This window comes from Bacillus sp. B19-2, from assembly GCF_022832475.1.
GTDB classification, from domain to species: Bacteria; Bacillota; Bacilli; order Bacillales; family Bacillaceae; genus Bacillus; species Bacillus paralicheniformis.
In genome coordinates this window covers 921,440-939,792 of record NZ_JALHKQ010000002.1, presented here as the reverse complement: position 1 = coordinate 939,792, position 18,353 = coordinate 921,440, and the positions used below count along the sequence as shown (strand labels likewise).

Below are 18,353 nucleotides of genomic sequence, written 5' to 3'. Positions count from 1 at the left end.
GTCAACCTTGATCCAGACCTTTTTTCGCCTTGATTTTCGCTTCGTGAATTTGCTGCATCTTATTGTTCCAGCAAGCTTCGCTTAAATCGACAGGATATTCTTCGGGCTTGCTGATCCGCTTATACTCTTCCCAAAGCAAACTGAGATTTTCTTGAACATACCGCTTAATATCCTGAATGCTCGGATTCTCATAAACAAGCTCGCCTTTTTCAAAGATCGGCTGGTGAAGGTCTTTCGCATCAAAATTCGTCACAAACTTGCTGATAAACGTATGAACGGGGTGAAACATCTTCAGCCGCTCCTGTTCATTGACCTTTTCATAGTCCAAAGCGATATAATCGCCTTCTGAATGATGGTTCAGCTGATTGATGATTCTGTACACCTTTTTCAAGCCTGGAGTCGTCACTTTTTCCGGATTCGAAGAAATTTTAATCGTGTCTGCCATCTTTCCGTCTTCTTCGATGGAAACGAGTTTGTAAACCGCGCCGAGAGCCGGCTGATCATAAGCGGTAATCAGCTTTGTGCCGACGCCCCAGACGTCGATTTTTGCGCCCTGGGCTTTCAGGTTCATAATCGTATACTCATCAAGATCGCTTGAGGCGACGACTTTTGTATCAGTAAATCCGGCTTCATCCAGCATGGCTCTCGCTTTCTTCGACAAATAGGCGAGGTCTCCGCTGTCCAGGCGGATTCCCGAAAATTCAATTTGATCACCGAATTCCTTCGCCACTTTGATTGCATTTGGAATGCCGGAACGCACCGTATCATATGTATCGACCAAAAAGACACATTTTTTATGGGTTTCCGCATATTTTTTAAATGCCGTGTATTCGTCGCGGTAGGCTTGAACAAGCGCATGGGCGTGCGTGCCCGATACCGGAATGTCAAACCGCTTGCCGGCGCGGACATTGCTTGTCGCATCGAACCCGCCGATAATCGCGGCCCTTGCTCCCCACATCGCCGCGTCCATTTCATGAGCGCGCCTTGTTCCAAATTCGAGCGCCGTCTCATCTCCGATCACACTTTTGATTCTCGCGGCTTTTGTCGCGATCAATGTTTGGTAATTCACAATGTTGAGCAGAGCCGTCTCAATCAGCTGCGCTTCGGCCAAAGGCGCTTCGATCCTCATGATCGGTTCGTTTCCAAACACGATTTCGCCTTCCTGCATGGAATAAAGCGAACCGGTAAATCTCATATCTTTTAAAAAGCTGAGAAAGTCATCTTTGAAGCCCAGCTCTTCTTTTAAATAAACTAAATCGCTTTCAGTAAATCTGAAATCCCGCAAAAATTCAATCGCTTTTTCAAGACCGGCAAAAACGGCAAAACCGCTGTCAAAAGGGAGCTTTCTGAAAAACAGTTCAAAAACGGCTTTCTTTTGATCAATGCCGTCGCGCCAATACGTTTCCGCCATATTAATTTGATATAGGTCTGTGTGTAGTGCTAGACTGTCGTCTGTAAAACGGTGTTCCAACCTTCATTTCTCCTTCCTCAATCTGACACTGAGGCTCCCAGGGTGTTTGCAAAATGAGAAAGAGCCCAGTCGTGCCCGTCCGGGTTAAAGCTAGCCACTGCGTTTTGATGAATGACAAGATTAAACCCTTTATTATAAGCGTCTACTGCGGTATGGAGCACGCATATATCTGTGCATACGCCAACGAGGTGCAGTTCTTTAATATCCCTTTCACGAAGCTTCAGCTCAAGGTTTGTCCCGGCAAAAGCAGAGTACCTTGTTTTTTCCATGTAATAGACATTCTGATCATGTTCGTGTTTTCGATAAAGCGCTTCAAGCTTTCCGTATAAATCCTGTCCTGATGTACCTTTTATATTATGTGGAGGAAACAAACGGGTTTCCGGATGATGCGAATCGCCGGCCTCGTGTGAATCGACTGCAAATACGACGTAATCGCCGTTTTGAATAAACGTTTCCGCGAGACGCGTCACGGCGTCTTCGATTTTCCGGCCTGGTTCTCCGCACGTCAGCTTTCCGTCAGCTGCGACAAAGTCATTCGTATAATCGATACATATAAGAGCTTTTTTCATTGCCGCCCTCCCCGCCTTTTGTATGATAGGTAACATTATAACTTATCTAAACGGACAAGTGAATGGCGAATCCAGCGGATATGGCTGCCAAGCCGCGCCAGCAGCGGCTTTTTCTTTTTCAGAAAAAAACAAAAACCGCGGGTTCGCACGCCCTGTGGAAGACGCGTGCGAAAACCCGCGCCTCATCTCTTGTTTAAAACCGACTGTTCAAAGATGTCGTCCTGAACATAAATCGATTCTTTCTCTACGGCCTCGCGGGCCGCGAGGACAAGTCCAAGGGGAGTATCCGATTGCTGGTCGGACACGATGGAAAAAGGAACGCCTTGTTTATTGGACTCCTTGATGTAAGGAGATAAATGAGAGTAGGCAATTTCACCGTTCAGCAATAATGTCGCATCCGCTTTTGAGCCAAGCGCATCGATGACTTCACGGTATGCCTGCGGACGCAGCACTTGTCCTTTAGTCAATGCGATGATGACCCGTTCCCTCAGCGAGCCTAAAAACAGTCTGCGTTCATCCGGCTTCGTTTCGCGTGGTCCGTACATTCCCTGCTGTAAATATTGATCCATTGATTGGTCGCTCACGTCTTAGACCCTCCAGTTTATCTTGCTGCCAGCGTTTTTTAAAGCTGCATTTTTTTATCAGTATGCCCATGAAAACAGCGGGCATGAGTCCGGGCTACATTTCGGTCACCCATTGTACAATCTTTTTGGACAGCTCCTCGGCCGCATCCGCTTCAGCCACTTTCGACAATGACCGGTCAAGCTTTTCGACGAGCTCTGTCTTTTCTTCCTCATAGGAAATCAGCTTACTCCACTCCAGTTGCGGCACAGCCACAAGCGTATGAAATTCCTTTTTATTTTCATGGAGGTAAACGTCTGTGATCATCTGATCTTTGTTCAAGATGTTTGCCTTCCTGATTTTCATCTTTGTCACCTGCCTTATCTATCTTTTTTCCCATTATACTATAAAAAAGAAACAGCCTCTTTAAAAGAGGCTGTTACAGGTTCAATGACTGGGAACCGTCCACCACATCCGCATCTGTGAAGGATGTTTTATTGCTATTGTTTTGTATCAAACCGTAGTCCCCTGTTAAAAATGCACCCGCTCCTCCTCCGGAAACATCCGTGCACTTCGGGGAAATGGCAAACACATCTCCAAAGAAGGCTGCGCTGTCATCAACAACTTCCCTGATAAAAATCGGTCCAACGATCGCCGGCATCTTCACACCTCCGCTATTCAATTTATTAGCATCATATGTGAAAATGGGCAAAACGTTCAGACTTCAGCATTTTCCGCCGTTTCTTTTTTATACCTCTGCCTTAAACGGACAAGGCGGACGATATTCAATGTAAAAGCCTTGAGCAGGGCATAAGCCGGAACGGCCAGGATCATGCCGAGAATGCCCCCGAAGCTTCCGGCGCCGATTAATAAAAGGATGATCGTCAGCGGATGCGTATTCAAACGGCGGCCGATAATCAGCGGCGACAGCAGATTTCCGTCTGTCTGCTGAACGGCAACGACGATGATCAGCGCGATGAATGCTTTCGTCGGCGAGTCGAGAAAAGCGATAATGACAGCCGGTGTCGCTCCAAGAAACGGTCCGACATATGGAATAATATTCGTCACGGCAATGATCAAGCCGAGAATCAGCGCGTATTTCACACCGGCGATCCAAAAACCGATGAAGCACGCCGTTCCGACAAACATACAAACGATAAGCTGTCCTTGAATGTAAGCCGCCAGCGTTTCATACAAATCCTTAAAAATTTTCAGCCCTTCATTTTTGTACTTGTCAGGCAGAATCTTGACAGCCAAATTCGGGAAACGGTGGCCGTCCTTCAGCATATAAAACAGGATGAACGGCACGGTAACAGCCGTGAGCGCAATGTTGGTCACAACGCCGAATACAGAAGACAGGCTCCCTGTAATATTCTCAGGCAGGCTCGTCAAGTATTCGCCGATTGAGCTTTCGATTTTGGCAACCGATACGAAGTCCTGATTCATTATCCAAGTGAACCACTGCGAATTCGACATTTGCTTAATGAAAATCTGGATCTGTTTCACGTAGGACGGGATGCTGTTAAACAGATCTGTCACCTGCTTTGTAAACACGGGACCGACAGATGACAATACAAACACGATCAATGCCACAAACGCCAAATAGATCAGCAGAATCGACAGCGTTCTCGGCAGCTTTTTCTCAAGAAACCGCACGATCGGATTGAATATAAAATACAAGATTCCCGCAATTAAAATCGGAGTAAATAAAGTCGATGCAAATACAATGATCGGTTCGAAAAGAAAAGACACTTTTGTCGATACATAAATAATAAGAAGAACCAATAAAATTTGCAGCGTCCAAAAATGGGTTTTTGATTTTAACAAGCTTTGTTTCCTCCCGGTTGTTTTCATTACTCTAAAAACTACTATTGACACCATCGTCTGTCAACTGTTTTTACATCATCAATACGGACGGCGGGGAAAAGAGTTTCATTTCCTTCAAAAAAGGTGAAAAAATGCGGCGGTTATGTCGACGGTTGGAATATATCCTCATATTGAATACCGGTTTCGGTCTTCACTGTAAATATTCCTCCCGTTTATGAAGATTTTCTAAATTTTTTCAGTCCGTTGGTATAAAGTTTACCTCAAGAAAATATGATGAAAACGCTTACAACAAAAACCATGAGGTGAACAACGATGAAAAAACTGGTGCTGCTCATGCTTGTTTTGCTGCTCGTGTATCCGCATGTATCGAAAGCGGGAGGATTTAAAGGAGGAGGCGGCGATCCGGGCCACTGGTTCGCGGGAGACCCTGTGGAACATCCTGATCCCGCAAAACCGCCGATTGTATTTGTCCATGGATTAAACGGCTCTTCAAGCGCTTGGTTTGACGAAAATGACATGGCGAAGCAGGCGTGGAAAAACGGATATAATGCGGCTTTTATCGATCTCCACCCCGATAAAGACATGCAGGATAACGGAGCGATGCTGGCCGCCAAACTGCGCGAAATCTACCAGCATTTCGGCCGCAAGGTCATTCTCGTTTCCTACAGCAAAGGCGGAATTGACAGTCAATCGGCGCTGATTCATCACAACGCATACCATTATGTCGAGCGCGTGATTACGCTCGGAACCCCCCATCACGGCTCGCAGCTGGCAGACCTTGCCTACAGCAGCTGGGCAGGATGGCTCGCCGCTATTTTAGGCCAAAGAAATGATGCCGTTTACTCGCTCCAAACGGGGTTTATGAAATCGTTCCGCGATCAGACCGACAATCATCCCAATCGATCGAAAACCAAATATTTCACCTTGGCAGGCAATAAAATCGGCGGGTTCGGCAGCGTTTTATTTTTTGGGGGCGTCTATTTAAACATGTTTGGCGAAAATGACGGAGCCGTCACCGAAAAAAACGCGAGACTCCCTTACGCCACAAACCTGAATACAGGGAAGTGGGATCACTTCTCGATTATTAAAGGAAACCTCACATTTCCTGTATTTATGCCTTTATTGACGGTTCAGGCATATGCAAATGAAACAGCTAACATCAAGAAAAACCTATCATACCCTTTCATCAGAGGAGGGGAAAATCACGGATTGAGAGAAGAGGAATTCGCCGTTGAAAAAGGCGTCAAGGAAATAACCGTTCACTGGCTGAGCAATCATTCCTCGGGAAATATCAAATTGACAGATCCGCGCGGCAAGCCGCTCAAAGACTTTTCAATAGCAAAGACGGCAGATGTTTTTGAAGGGGGATTTGTCCATTCCGCTGCCATTAAAAATCCGGCTGCAGGTACATGGAAGATCGCATCATCCGTCAAACAAAAAGAGGCGTTTTTGTTCATTGTGACGTACGATTCTCCTCTGAACGAGCAAATTAAAAACGCGGTTACCAGAGAATCGTCAAATCTTGCGAATGTTAAGGCGTCCGTTCGTTCCATCCGCTACGAAAACGGAAAACAAGCCGAGAAAAAGTCGCTGAAACCAACTTCCATCAATGCGCTGCAAAACAGCCTGTCATTCAAAAAAGCGGGCATGTATTCGGTGACGATCGACCTTTCAGGAAAAACGGCAGACAACTCGCCGTTTAACAGGACGATCATCCGCTCTATTTATGTAAATGACAAAGGGGAGAAGTTTGAAAACAGCCCTTTGTCCGATTAAACCGTTCTTTTCATGGGAGATAAAGATTCATCGACCATGCGGTCAAGCTTTCTGATCTTTTCAAGCGCCAGCTTATGATCGATTTTGCGGTAATGGTGGTTTCCGCCAGGCTCTTCGTCCAGCTCATCCGCTTTTTTGACGATTTCCTGCAGCTTGTTTTTATCGAGGTCCCCTTCCGGCAAATAGGAATCGGTATGAAGCAAAATCGCCAAAGCAATCTCTTTTGCCGCTTTCCGATCTTCGCCGAGGCGGATCAGAAGCTTGTGGGCGCGCTCGGCTCCCTTTATCGCGTGAATGTCGTTTTGCTTGTATTTTTCATAATCCCATTCCCCGTCGGTATACCATTCATAATGGCCGATATCGTGCAGCAAAGCCGCTTTTGTCGCAATATCAGGGTCTACTCCCGCCCGCACCGCCAGGCGGTATGCGTGGTAAGCGCAGGCTACGGCATGAGCTACACCGGAGCGTGTTAAATATTTTTGTGCGATTGGATGGGTGAATACATCCACTAATGTTACGTTTCTCATGTAAACCCCTCCTTTATATATTTTTAGAATCCTAACATATTTTCATGCAAATCTCAATTGATCTGACACATCATATTCAAAATTCCGCTATATGAACTGGCGCAATAATAAAATAAAAACAAGCACAATCGATTTGATGTGCTTGTTTTTTTATTTTTCACAAAAACTCTTTAATGTCATATACCCTGCCGTTTTCAAAATCGGTCTCAAGCAGGTCGAGCAGAACGCCGGCGACATAAGGCGTGCTTCTCAGCTTTCCTTCTGTTTGATAGGTTTTGAATCGTTCAATTTCATGAAAGTCTTTTTGCGATGATGAACGGATAACCTCTTGCATGCCGGTATCCATGATCCCCGGTGAGAAAGAAATCATCTTCACCGGATCAGACTCATCTTCCTGTTCAAAGCCGAATGTTTTTGTGAACATATCGAGCCCCGCTTTTGAACTGCAGTAGGCGCTCCATCCTTTATAAGGGTTTTTGGCCGCGCCTGATGATATATTGACAATCGATTTTTTGCCTTTGTATGGCTTGAGCCATTTGGTAAACAGCTGGCTGAGAATCACCGGCGCTAACAAATTCAAGTCATAATGCAGCCTCAGCTCTTCCGGTTCAGCTTCACCGGCGCGCTTGATCGGCGTCACCATGCCCGCATTGTTAATCAAGGTGATCGAAGCAAAATCGCGGGCTTGGACAGATTCTGTCAATTGCCGAAACCATTTTTCTGTTTCGGCGAGCTGTGTCAGATCGGCCTCATGCTGGATCAGCCTGTCATGACTGATTTCAGACTTGGTCCTTGAGACAGCGTGAACAAGATGGCCTTTTTGCAAAAGCCCTTCGGCAATCGCGGCGCCAAGCCCTTTTGACGCTCCGGTAACAATGGATAAATGCATACGGCGTCCCTCCTTATCCATTATTGTACTGATTCATCAGCCTGCTTCTCAAGTGCAGCGGTTTTCTGTTCCGGAAGAAACGCGGCGAGCACGTAAAAAACCGCCGTCAGTAAACTGAACCATTCGAACACAATCAGCTGAAGAGCGGCCCCCAAAACAAGCAGACCTTGCGTCCATGAACCGCATTTCCCTTTTAAAACGCGAATCAAAGCAAAGATCATGATGGCGAGTGCCACACTCGAGCCTAGCAAGCCATAACCGTAGTGGACAAAGTCCGCCATTGCCTGATCGTGTCCCTCCCTCATCGATGGGTATATCAGTAAAATGATGCCTAATGTGCAGATGACTACAATGTAATAGAAAATGGATTCTAATATGAGCAGCCCGTGTACTGCCACAAGTATTAATAACCAAATCGCCGCCAATGCAAAAGCTAGCCATGCAGACAGCACCTTATAAAACCTCGGACTTTTCATTGTTGAGCGCTCCTATTTTTTCTGCTGACCGCTGACTTTCGGAATCAAAAAGAACAGACCGGCGATGCATAAGAGGATCAGCAGACCGTATAAGATAGGCAGGAAGATGGATTGCCGGCTTTCCGCAGCATCATCTTCCCGTCCCGATAAGGACGGATTTGCCGAGAATGACAGGTCAAGCTGCTTCAGCTTTGACGCCACGGAATTGCTTTCATTCGTGAAGCTTCCGGACAGGCTTTTCAGCTTTTCGATGGCATCTTCTTTTTTCGAATCTGTAAATGAGAATTCCTTCAGTTCTTCTGGAATTGATATTTCTTCTTTGTATTCCGTCTCTTCTTCCTGAAGATAGTCCGTCTCGATTTTAATATCCTGCTTTTCATACTCGTTCGGCTTGACATCGACTTTATCGGTTTCCTCCGCCTTTACGATCGGAGTGAAAAGAAAGAAGGAGAGCATGACTGCCATGATCCCCTTCTTTCCCCATTTCGCATTAAGCATCATGGTCAGTCTCGCTTTCTTCTGTTCTTGATTTTGCAAAATCGATAATAAAAGGAACAGCAATCGCGATGATCGTGATTAAAATTAATGCTCCGATTCCGAGTGCAAACTGGCTTCCAGTTCCGTACTGAATCGACATATATACGGCTGATACCGGATTGTTAAAGCTGAAATTCGGCATCGCCAAGTCAAGCAGCGGTGCTACATAGAACAGCACCATAGCGGCTGTTGCGATTCCGCCTGCGAGCGATCCCAGCATAAACGCCGTCCGGATGATGGCTGAACTTGCGACCAGCAGCAAGATCGTAAAGACCGACCACATGACGGCCTGATCGTCTGCTAGTGAGTAAATGTTCAAACCGAACAGGCTGATCATTAGTCCGACAATAATATTCAAAATGCCAAACAGCGCGCCTCTGACTAAGAGCGGAGCATTTTGATAATGATGGCTGAAGTATCCGATCAGCAAGCTGGAAAGCATCACAATCACAAGAATGACGACCGGCGGTACGTTTTGCGCTTTCGACTCTGGAACATCCCCGCTGATTTTCACCGGACTTGCCAGATGATCGTATACATATCCGTCGTTTCCTCCGAACGCATTGCCGAGAATGCCGTACACGTCTCCGCGGATCAGTTTTGTCGTCGCGACATTTTGACCCCAGTTTGAATTCAGGGTATCCGCTTTTTTCTGAACATCGTTTACACTTTCCTGAATATTGCCCGTGTACTCGATGACACCTGATTGCGTTTCCGACAAGGAACCGAGCATGTTAGACAGCTGCAAAATGTCATTTCCAAGCGTATCCTGCATGCTGATGACCATCGTTCCATCTGTCGCGTCTCCCTGCATGACCGCCGTTCCGGCGCCTTCCGGATTGCGCAGCTGTTCAGATACGGCATTTGCTCGTTCTGAAATCGTGCTGAGCTCATTCAGCACGTCGGTCTGCTTCTCACTAATGAAATCGCCGTAGCTTTTGACGAAATCGGTCATGTCTGTTGTGTAATTTTCAATGTCTTCGTTTGTAGACAGCATGTTGTTTTTTAAATTGCTCCATTTTTCCGCTTCGGTTTCACCGATTTTAAGGACGGTATTCACACTGTCTTTTTTCGCGGAGATGACATTGTTCTTAATTGGATAATCTACTGATCCGTATAGCGTTGTTCTATATACTGACAACGTATTATGATACCTGAGAAGATCGCGGACATCTCTTGTATTGATTTCAGAAGCAAAAGCCTCTTTTAATGCTTCTTTTCTCTCAGCACCCATCGGGTAGCTTAATATCTCGTTTTCAAGCGTTTCGATTTGACTGTAAATCGTCTTGAAGTCTTCATTCCGGCTCTCTTCAAGCTTTGTAATTCTCTTGTTCAGCATCTCGACATTTTGATTTAAATCTTTAATCGTATTCGTTAATTCAGTGACTTTATCATTAAATTTTTCAAGTTTCTTTTTCAGCTCTTCATTATGCGTTTCCTGTTTTTCGCGAAGATCTGTTTCCACCTTTTCAATTCTAGCAGCGGCTTGATTGAGCTGTGCTTTTAACTTGGCAATTTCGTCTTCAGGCTCGTCTCCCGGGTTCTCCGTTTGGCCGTCTTCGCCCGTTCCCTGGTCGCCTGTATCGCCGGCAGAAGTTGAACCGTCCTGCTGACCGTTTTCCCCGGTTTCGTCTTGACTCTGATCTGGATTCGGTTCTTCAGCAGATGGGTCTTGATTTTGATCCTGATTCGGCTCTCCGGCAGATGGGTCTTTATCTCCTGAATTGTCGCCATCATTCCCCGTGGAATCTTTTAGCCCGTCCGATAATTCTTTAAGATCAGCCGCGATGCTCTTCAATTCATCTTGCTGTTCTTGAAGATCGATTTTTAAATCTTTCGGCTGTTCTTCGTCGTCATTTTGATCTTTATCATCGTTATCTTGATCATCATCAGGATTTGTGGTGCCAGGATCTTCCTGTGGAACGGTTAACACTGAGCGCCTCTCTATCAATTTAGGTTGAAGCATGCTCAGATTATAGCTTCTCGTTTGCGCCTGATAATCATCGATTAACTCATTCTGAATCCTGTCAATCCCGTTAAATTGTATAGGCACCTGATTTTCCCGCGTCGTTTGCAGGTTTTGAAAAGAGTTCGCGGTCAGGCTGAATTGATTTTGCAAACCATTGAACGAAGCGGCCATGCCGCTCATTTGTTCATTGAAACGGCTCGTAGCGCTGGACTGCTTTTCCTTAATGACCGTAAGGCCGTCTTGGATCTGGCCTTCACTATCCGCTTGCGCAGCTTGAAGCAGTTCCGATTGCTTTTCTTGATATTGCTTGTACTGATTGACGTTGTCGACGAAGCTGTCCAATTGTTTTTTGGAGTCTTCGACGCTTGCGTTGCGCTCTTTTGATGTGCCTTCTGTTTCATTGATCGACTCTTTCAGTCTGTCGATCATCTCTTTTTGTCTTTCTACTTCGCCCGCTAAATTGTTGGAGCTCGGCTTGTAGAAATTGTACATCGCGTTTTGGAACTCTGATTCTTTGTTTACGATGCTGTCAAACTCTTTTCTGACCTTTTTGACTCCCTGTTTGACAAAGCGCCAGTACAGGGAAGACATTTTTTTACTCACCGTTTTTTGCGCGTCTTGAAGTTCGCGCTGGACTTTTTCCTTGTTGACGGCGTCAAGCTGGTCCTGAATTTTGAATTCCAGCTCCGCTTTTTGCGGACGCTCATGGTTGTAGCTTAAAATATTTTGCGAAAAGTCCGACGGAATGTAGACAATCGCATCGTATTGCTTCTCCGCAAGTCCGCTTTCTGCTGCACTCCGGTTGACGACCGTCCATTTATAGTCCGGACGGTCAACCAGGGAGGCCGAGATTTCGTTTCCCAGCAGCGCGTCATTATCAACGGTTCCGTCATCTTTCAAAATGCCGGTATCTTCATTGACGACGGCGATTTCCCTTGTCGCGTTCGATACCTTTTTCGTCGGGTTCTCACCGATGAAATGAAAGAACAAGACGGGCAGCAAGATGATCGTGACGATGGCGCTGATAATTTTCAGCGTGCTTTTTTGTTGTTCCGTCATTTCGTTTTCTTCCTTTCTACGGCACATAAAGGAATTTGAATTTTCCTCTCTTTGCCGTTTTCAACGATATAACCAAAGCCCGGGAGAATTTCCGGCTCCTGGCGTTCATATGGGAGCTGAATCAAGTTCTGCTCGGATTTTTTCATCAATAGCATGGCGTGTCTGACCTGCTTGACTTCGCTTGTCAGCGAATCATAGCCTTTTGTGAACTCGCTGTGATTACCTGCAGGTATAAAGTGGAAACCTAAATGGGCGTAAGACTTCATGAACATCGCCATTTTGTCCTGAATCGATGCGTCGATCGTCTGCTGGAACCGTGAAAGTCCGTCGACGATAAAGACCATCGGTGAAAAATCAAGGTTGTCGATTTCGCCTTGTTTAACGGCTTCCAAATACATCGCTTCTCTTGTCCGGCAAATTTCTTCCGTCTCAGCCAGCCAGAGCATAATGTCGTCTTTCGTTTCAAGATAGCTGATTTGATCCTCTGTCGCATATTGAGAAAGCCCTCTGTCTATCGAATCAAACACGGCAATTTTTTTCGTGTCATGGTCAAGCAGGTGCTCGAGCATGATCTTGATGACGTTTGTTTTTCCGCGCTGCGTCTGACCCATGATGAGGCAGTGCTTATTTTTCTCAAGGTTAAAGTATACGGGTTCGACAGATTCTTCATCGAGCCCCATTGGAATAAGGCCTCTTTCAGGCTGCAGCGGATAATCTCTCACAAACTGCGTGACGGAAAGCTCGAGCGGCAGCATCGGCACAGGCGTCGGCTTTCTCATGCCTTCCGAGCTTTCTGCGATCGCCTGTATGTCGGCTTTGATCCCTTCAAACAACTCGATATCGTTGTCCGCTTCCACAGGCATAAACATTTGTGCGAAGTATTGGTTTTCTTTATTGATAATGACGCGTCCAGGGATCGGTTCAAGGCTGAATTCCGGCCTTCCGATGATCGAATATGCTTCAGACTGATCCATCAGGTAGTGGACAACCCTTGTTTTCAGGTTGTTCAAGAGCGACTGTCTGATCGCATTGACCCTTGTCGCGGTCAGGATTAAATAAATTCCAAGCGACTGGCCGTCGCGTGAAAACTGGATAAATTCGCTTTCAAGTTCATGCATTTCGTCTTTAATGATGTCAAAGTTGTCGACCGTTATGAAAATAAACGGCAGCTTTTCCTCATTCAGCGCATTGTACATCTTGATATGGCTGATTTCTTTTGCACGGAAGAGATTTTTCCGGTGCTCGATTTCCGCCTTGATCCGGACCATGAATTTCTCGATTTTTCTCGTTTGGTCCATCAGGAAATAATCCGCGGTATGCGGAAGCCTCGCAAGCGGAAGCAGCGTTCCGTTGCCAAAATCGAAAATGTAGTAATGCAATTCTTCCGGTGTATATTGTTCGGCAAAGCTCATCATGAACGTCGTGGCGGTCAGGGATTTTCCGTAGCCTGACGAGCCGACGATGCCGATATTGCCGTCATCCATCATGCGGTAGCTGATCGGCTCCTGGCTTTGCTTTTCAGGTTCATCGATATAAGCAAAATTAAAGGCATCCGCTTCCTCAGACGGGTAGCGCGTTTTCGGTATGCGCTCTTCAAGCGGCGGCAGCCAAGGGCTCGGAAGCTTCTCGATTCCCATTTCCGCTTGAATCCGTTCAATTTGTTCAACGACGGCGGAAATTTCCGTCACGGCCTCTTTTTTCGCCGTATGATCGGCGTCAACGTCTGACAAAGGAATTAATCCGGTGTCTGTGACGATCGCCACTTCATCCTCTGTGCCGTAGCCGTCCTCCATGTAAGGGGCGCCGCTCCATGCAGACTGGAACAGTTCATACACCTCATTGTTGCCGACTTGCAAATAACCGCGGCCCGTTACCGTGATGGTAGCCGCATCACCGTTTTTAAGGATTTCTTTACTGTCATTCGCATCCTGCACCTTCAAGGCGACCTTGAATCTGGAGTTGCTCCAAATCTGATCGTCGATGATGCCGCCCGGTTTTTGCGTCGCCAAGATTAAGTGCACCCCGAGGCTTCGACCGATCCTTGCCGCGCTGACAAGCTCGCGGATAAATTCCGGTTCTTCGCTTTTCAGCTCGGCAAATTCGTCTGAAATTAAGAAAAGGTGCGGCATGGCCGTTTTCGCTTTTTTCTGTTTGTAAAGCTTTGTATAGTCATTGATATGGTTGACTTTATACTGATCAAAGAGCCGCTGCCTTTTTTTCAGCTCGCTCTTAATGGACGCCAGCGCCCGGTTGCTGAAGTTCTTGCTGCCTTCAATGTTAGTAATCGTTCCGAGCAAATGGGGAATGTTCCGGAACGGCTGCGCCATTCCGCCCCCTTTGTAGTCGATTAGCAAAAATGCGACTTCATGCGGGTGAAAGTGAACCGCCAAAGACAAAATATAAGTCTGCAAAAATTCACTTTTACCCGAACCGGTCGTTCCGGCAAGCAGCCCGTGGGGGCCGTGTGCTTTTTCATGAAGGTTCAAATGAACAATGTCGTCTTTTCCTTTATAGCCGATCGGCACGGCCAAAGATTTGGCCGATTCGCTTGTCAGCCATTTTTGGCCGATTCCGATGTCATCGACTTCCTTCACTTGGAACAGTTCGAGAAACGATACGGTATCAGGGATCGAATTCGTCATGCCCGTCTGGTGGTCAAGCGTTCTCAGCGTCCGGGAAAACAGTTCATTGTCTTCCCTGTTGTGATGATCCAGCTGAAATGGAATCTGGACGGCTTTCTTTTGCTTGATCAAAATGTCGCCTTCCTGTTCAGTAATATAACGAACAAGGGTATGAATGTTTTCGGACAGGCTTTCTTTCGTCTCTGCCGCCACGATTGTCGACACTCCGAGGTTTTTCTGCTTGCCTTCCAAATATTCTAAAATGACGTGTTCTGCGATGAGCTGCTGATTTGTGATGATAAACACAAAGTGCGGCTTATACAATGTTTTCTTTTTGTTTTCATCTAAATCCCGTTCTCTCAAAATCTCATATATGCTTGAAAGGAGCTGATCTCTCGTCTGTTCGTTATAAATAAACCCTTTCGCATAAATATGAGGCATCTGAAAATGCGGGAGCCACTTCATCCATTCCCATTCTTGATACTCGGCTTCGTCAAAAATAAAAACAAAGCGCAAATCATGATAGCTGTGGAAAAATGCGAGCTGGCCGACAAGCTGATGAATTTCATTTTTGACGACGGACAATTTTCCGACGACGCCCATCGGACCTTCGGCGAGATTCACGGTGATCGGCGCATTTTTCAGCTCACTGTAGACCTCTTCCATTTTTTGCGTTTGTTCGAGGAGATGGTCTGTATCGCGATTGGCCAAATCTCCGCCGTTCAAATTGATTTGGTATGAAGATGCAACATTTCCCGTTCCAAGGCGGATTTGCAGAAAATCGGCGCTTTCAATCGATTTTTCCCAAATTCGTCCGCTGATTTCCTTTGTTAAATATTTCATTCTCTCAAATGGAGGAAAATGGAAATCGAGCACAAACTTTTGCCTTTCTGCAAGTTCATGCAGTTCTTTCTTTTTGTTTTCAAGATAAAGGGTGTAGACCCGCTCTCTTTTTTCTTCTCTTTTTTTACGCTGATTTTTATCGCGGAAGTACTGCACGGTTGACGTAATCAGCGTCATCATAAACATCGCAAGGGAGACGATGATAAAGATCCCCCGCGGCTGAATGAGCGCCACGATCCCCATGACGAGCAGCATGACGATCGGAGGCAGAATCATCAGCCATAAGCCTCTGTTGTCTCCGTCGCTTTCCTGCGCCGGGAAGCTGAAGGATATCTTTTCATCCGGCAGGTCGTAAATCATTCTCGGCGGCCTGCGGTAGTGCGGATATTTATTTTTTGTCTCGGAGCTCGGCATGAGAATGTTCTCCAAAGACGTATCATACTGCCCGAACCCCTCGATTTCCAAGAGGTCATCTTCAACGATGCGAAGAATATTCAGTCCAAATGCGATTTCGTCTCCATTTTGCACAGAGACCGAAGCGGACACTTCTTCTCCGTTCAAATAAATTTTGGCGCCATTCGGCAGGACATTCCATCGCCCGTCGAGGCGGATGAAGGAGAACGTACCATTTTCTCCAAAGAATGAATCCGTTTCATGGAAATAAACATCCGCTTCTTGATCGAGCGAAGAAATGACGACTTCCTGCCGCTCTCCCAAATAGTAGGCGGGAACGCTGTCGGATTCTTCGGCTAAAAAAAGCGTCAGCTGTTCAGCGCCGCTTTGGACGGACGCCTTTCCGCCAAGCTTTAAAGAAGAGACAGTCTCCCCTCCCAGCTGCACGTTGAAAGCGTCTGAGTCCTTCTGCTTTTCCAGTACCACCGGGCCTTTTTCAAACGAAAAATGCTTGATCGTGACAGAATGTTTCAAATCCGGCCCGATGGTGAGCGTGCGGCTGTTCTGATCATCCAGTTTTATTTTTTGATAGTTTTTATGATAAAAAATCCATAACAGACTCATTTCTCCGCCTCCTGCCAACAACAGGTGTTTTCGCTTTTATTTATCATCTTTTTTCTTTTTGTCTTCCTTTTCTTTATTTTCTTTTTTCGCCTGCTCTTGCTCGGCTTTCTCCTTTTCAGCCTTTGCGGCCTCTACGTCCGCCTGGCTTTGCTCGGTGTTTGCCTGCTGGTTTTCATCAGTTTTAGCTTTCTGTTCATCTGCTGTCCGCTTCAATTCTTCAAGTTCTTTTTCGAGCGGTTCCAGCTGTTTCTGCCTCTCATCACTGGACAATTTATCATCGGCTTTAATGTCATCTGTATATTTCATAAGTGCCAACATAATCTGTGCATTGTTTTCCAGCTTACGGGCCGTCTCAAGCGCTTCTTTATTGGCGCCGCGTCCGATCTGAATCCAGTAAAGGAAGTTATTCGGATCGACTTGAAGCGTCAGACTCTTCATGGCATCTTCCTGTAAATCCGCTTCCTTCAGTACATTGTCAACGATGATATACGAATAAGCCAGCTGATATTGAACAGAATCAGGCATCTCGCCGGCATCATATTTATCAAGCGTACTGATGACTTTGCTGTACTGTTTATTTAAGAAGTAGCGGTTGCTTTCGATAAACGCCTGCTGTTTCGGTTGTGCAAAGAATAATGAGTAGAAGGAAAATAAAACAGCCGGTATTAAGCATAAAATAAGTCCTAATCCTATGTACCTTTGAATCTTCCATTTCTTCTTCGGAAGATGGACAAGCGTTTTTTCTTCGGCATCCAGTTCATCGATCCTCTTTTGAATGACGGCTTTCAAATCGCCGTACGTCCCGCTTGTGATGATGTCTTTTACCTGATCTGAAAACTTGATGGTTTCGCTGTATTTTAAATACTCTTCAAAAGTAAACTGCCCGTCGACAGCAAGCGCAGCGGCGGCTTTCACTTCATTGAAAAGTCTTTCTTCGTCGTGTTCATATGGCGGAATGCTTTCTTTCACTCCATAATGTAAAAATTTAGGTGTTAATCCTTTGTCAAAAACGATGTTTTCAGGCGCAGCGATCAGGTGCAGCCTTTTAATTGAATGTTCTTCAACGGCTTTCACAAGCTGGTACGCAAAAAGCCATTTGCTCTTTTTATTTTTTCCTTTTATATAACGAAATTCTTTATATTCGGAAGGAGGCTGAATCAAAATTTGGACTTCATCATCGGTCATGACGGTTTCTTTATTAAAGGAAGGATCGACTTCTTTGATGACGTTTGCTTCCAAGCCGTTCACAAGATTGATCTTTTCTCTTTGAAAACGAAAGATATATGCACCGTCTTCTTTCGTCATGACGGCCTCTAATTGGTCTTCGAGATACGTTTTCTTTTTCTCTGCCATTCATCCAGATCCTTTCATAAAATTTCCAGGCGGTCACCTGTCGTAATTCCGCATTGCGATAATGTATATTCGCCTGAAAAAACGGCATCTTTATTTGTCACCCTTACCCAGTAGCCTTCCCGGGGAGGTACCGGTATGCTTTTGGCTTGCCACGCGATGTCGATTACCTTTTTAACAGAATGGTAATCCGACAGCCTGAGGTCAAAGGCGCTGCCGTCGTAATGTTTTAAATCGATGGTAATGTCAACATACACCAGTTCATCACCTCTCAATAGAAAAAGCGCCGTCATCTTCTTTTGAATTAGGCGCTTCTCTCATTCTTCTAATCTGTAAATTAGCCGCGAATTTGGCTAGCGATGTCTTGGTCAGTGCTTTCAAGAGTGTTAGCAGTCTGATGAAGCTGTTTAGAAACGTCGCTTAGAAGTTCAGCCATTTTAATAAAAGAAGGTCTTAGCTCTTGATATTGCTCTGAGAACGCACGGCTTGATTCACCTTCCCACATATCTTGAAGCTGGTTGATCATTTGATCAAGACGCTGATTGACCTGTTCAGTCACATCTCCGCTTTCTTTTTGATATCTGTCAGCCATTTGCCGCAATTCAGCCGGCGTAACACGAATGATTCCTGACATATTCCTTATACCTCCTGCGCTATTCGCCCTAGATATGGGCTAAATAACTTATTTTTTTGAACGCTTTTATTATAAAAACAAGATTGAGGCACAGTCAAACAAATCTGTTGTTATTTTACAAAATGAGTCTAAAGGTTTATCATTCCTCTATTTCCACCCGGCAAAAATTATAGAAATCTAGTAAAAATATCTCAATTTTCTTCTTTCGGAACATTTGCGTCAAATGA

The 18,353-nt window shown here is 45.7% G+C and carries 16 protein-coding genes; 1 reads left to right on the top strand and 15 read right to left on the bottom strand.

What is annotated here, in order from left to right:
- Position 1 precedes the first annotated feature (1 nt).
- From MST20_RS11885 to MST20_RS11860, 6 genes are all read right to left on the bottom strand, one after another.
- Positions 2-1,471: a nicotinate phosphoribosyltransferase gene (locus MST20_RS11885; RefSeq protein WP_023856157.1), complete on the bottom strand. Its 1,470-nt coding sequence runs from the start codon at positions 1,469-1,471 to the stop codon at positions 2-4.
- Between the two features lie 17 nt (positions 1,472-1,488).
- Positions 1,489-2,040 (bottom strand): cysteine hydrolase family protein, encoded by a 552-nt coding sequence (locus MST20_RS11880; RefSeq protein ID WP_026580053.1) that lies wholly within the window; start codon positions 2,038-2,040, stop codon positions 1,489-1,491.
- A 182-nt stretch (positions 2,041-2,222) separates the two neighbouring features.
- Complete coding sequence (locus tag MST20_RS11875) at positions 2,223-2,624, bottom strand: YueI family protein (RefSeq protein ID WP_165427953.1); 402 nt, start codon at positions 2,622-2,624, stop codon at positions 2,223-2,225.
- A gap of 94 nt (positions 2,625-2,718) precedes the next feature.
- Positions 2,719-2,967 carry a YueH family protein gene (locus MST20_RS11870; RefSeq protein WP_243942349.1) on the bottom strand — a complete coding sequence of 83 codons (249 nt, stop codon included), beginning with the start codon at positions 2,965-2,967 and terminating at the stop codon, positions 2,719-2,721.
- A gap of 73 nt (positions 2,968-3,040) precedes the next feature.
- Positions 3,041-3,262 (bottom strand): spore germination protein, encoded by a 222-nt coding sequence (locus MST20_RS11865; RefSeq protein WP_243942347.1) that lies wholly within the window; start codon positions 3,260-3,262, stop codon positions 3,041-3,043.
- Between the two features lie 56 nt (positions 3,263-3,318).
- Positions 3,319-4,428: an AI-2E family transporter gene (locus MST20_RS11860; protein ID WP_165427956.1), complete on the bottom strand. Its 1,110-nt coding sequence runs from the start codon at positions 4,426-4,428 to the stop codon at positions 3,319-3,321.
- Positions 4,429-4,740: 312 nt separating this feature from the next.
- On the opposite strand from MST20_RS11860, the gene MST20_RS11855 reads away from it, so the two are divergent.
- Positions 4,741-6,204: an esterase/lipase family protein gene (locus MST20_RS11855; RefSeq protein ID WP_243942345.1), complete on the top strand. Its 1,464-nt coding sequence runs from the start codon at positions 4,741-4,743 to the stop codon at positions 6,202-6,204.
- On the opposite strand, the gene MST20_RS11850 is transcribed toward MST20_RS11855, so the two are convergent.
- The 9 genes from MST20_RS11850 to MST20_RS11810 form a co-directional block, all read right to left on the bottom strand.
- Positions 6,201-6,731: an HD domain-containing protein gene (locus MST20_RS11850; RefSeq protein ID WP_020452803.1), complete on the bottom strand. Its 531-nt coding sequence runs from the start codon at positions 6,729-6,731 to the stop codon at positions 6,201-6,203. The genes MST20_RS11855 and MST20_RS11850 overlap by 4 nt on opposite strands.
- A gap of 157 nt (positions 6,732-6,888) precedes the next feature.
- Complete coding sequence (locus tag MST20_RS11845; protein ID WP_243942343.1) at positions 6,889-7,620, bottom strand: (S)-benzoin forming benzil reductase; 732 nt, start codon at positions 7,618-7,620, stop codon at positions 6,889-6,891.
- A gap of 20 nt (positions 7,621-7,640) precedes the next feature.
- Positions 7,641-8,096, bottom strand: coding sequence for a hypothetical protein (locus MST20_RS11840; RefSeq protein ID WP_243942341.1), 456 nt, complete (start codon positions 8,094-8,096; stop codon positions 7,641-7,643).
- A gap of 12 nt (positions 8,097-8,108) precedes the next feature.
- Entirely contained in the window at positions 8,109-8,597 is a 489-nt protein-coding gene (gene essA / locus MST20_RS11835; protein ID WP_043927996.1) for a type VII secretion protein EssA, read from the bottom strand.
- Positions 8,587-11,661, bottom strand: a complete 3,075-nt coding sequence (esaA, locus tag MST20_RS11830) for a type VII secretion protein EsaA (RefSeq protein WP_243942339.1) — start codon at positions 11,659-11,661, stop codon at positions 8,587-8,589. The genes essA and esaA overlap by 11 nt, the downstream gene beginning before the upstream one ends.
- The gene (essC, locus tag MST20_RS11825; protein WP_243942337.1) at positions 11,658-16,142 is read right to left on the bottom strand and encodes a type VII secretion protein EssC; all 4,485 of its coding nucleotides are present in this window, start codon (positions 16,140-16,142) and stop codon (positions 11,658-11,660) included. Before essC ends, esaA begins: the two co-directional genes overlap by 4 nt.
- A gap of 36 nt (positions 16,143-16,178) precedes the next feature.
- Positions 16,179-17,495 carry a type VII secretion protein EssB gene (gene essB, locus MST20_RS11820; RefSeq protein ID WP_075751295.1) on the bottom strand — a complete coding sequence of 439 codons (1,317 nt, stop codon included), beginning with the start codon at positions 17,493-17,495 and terminating at the stop codon, positions 16,179-16,181.
- Between the two features lie 14 nt (positions 17,496-17,509).
- Complete coding sequence (gene yukD, locus MST20_RS11815; protein WP_020452810.1) at positions 17,510-17,749, bottom strand: ESX secretion system protein YukD; 240 nt, start codon at positions 17,747-17,749, stop codon at positions 17,510-17,512.
- An 80-nt stretch (positions 17,750-17,829) separates the two neighbouring features.
- Positions 17,830-18,126 (bottom strand): WXG100 family type VII secretion target, encoded by a 297-nt coding sequence (locus tag MST20_RS11810; RefSeq protein WP_003184900.1) that lies wholly within the window; start codon positions 18,124-18,126, stop codon positions 17,830-17,832.
- Between the last annotated feature and the right edge of the window lie 227 nt (positions 18,127-18,353).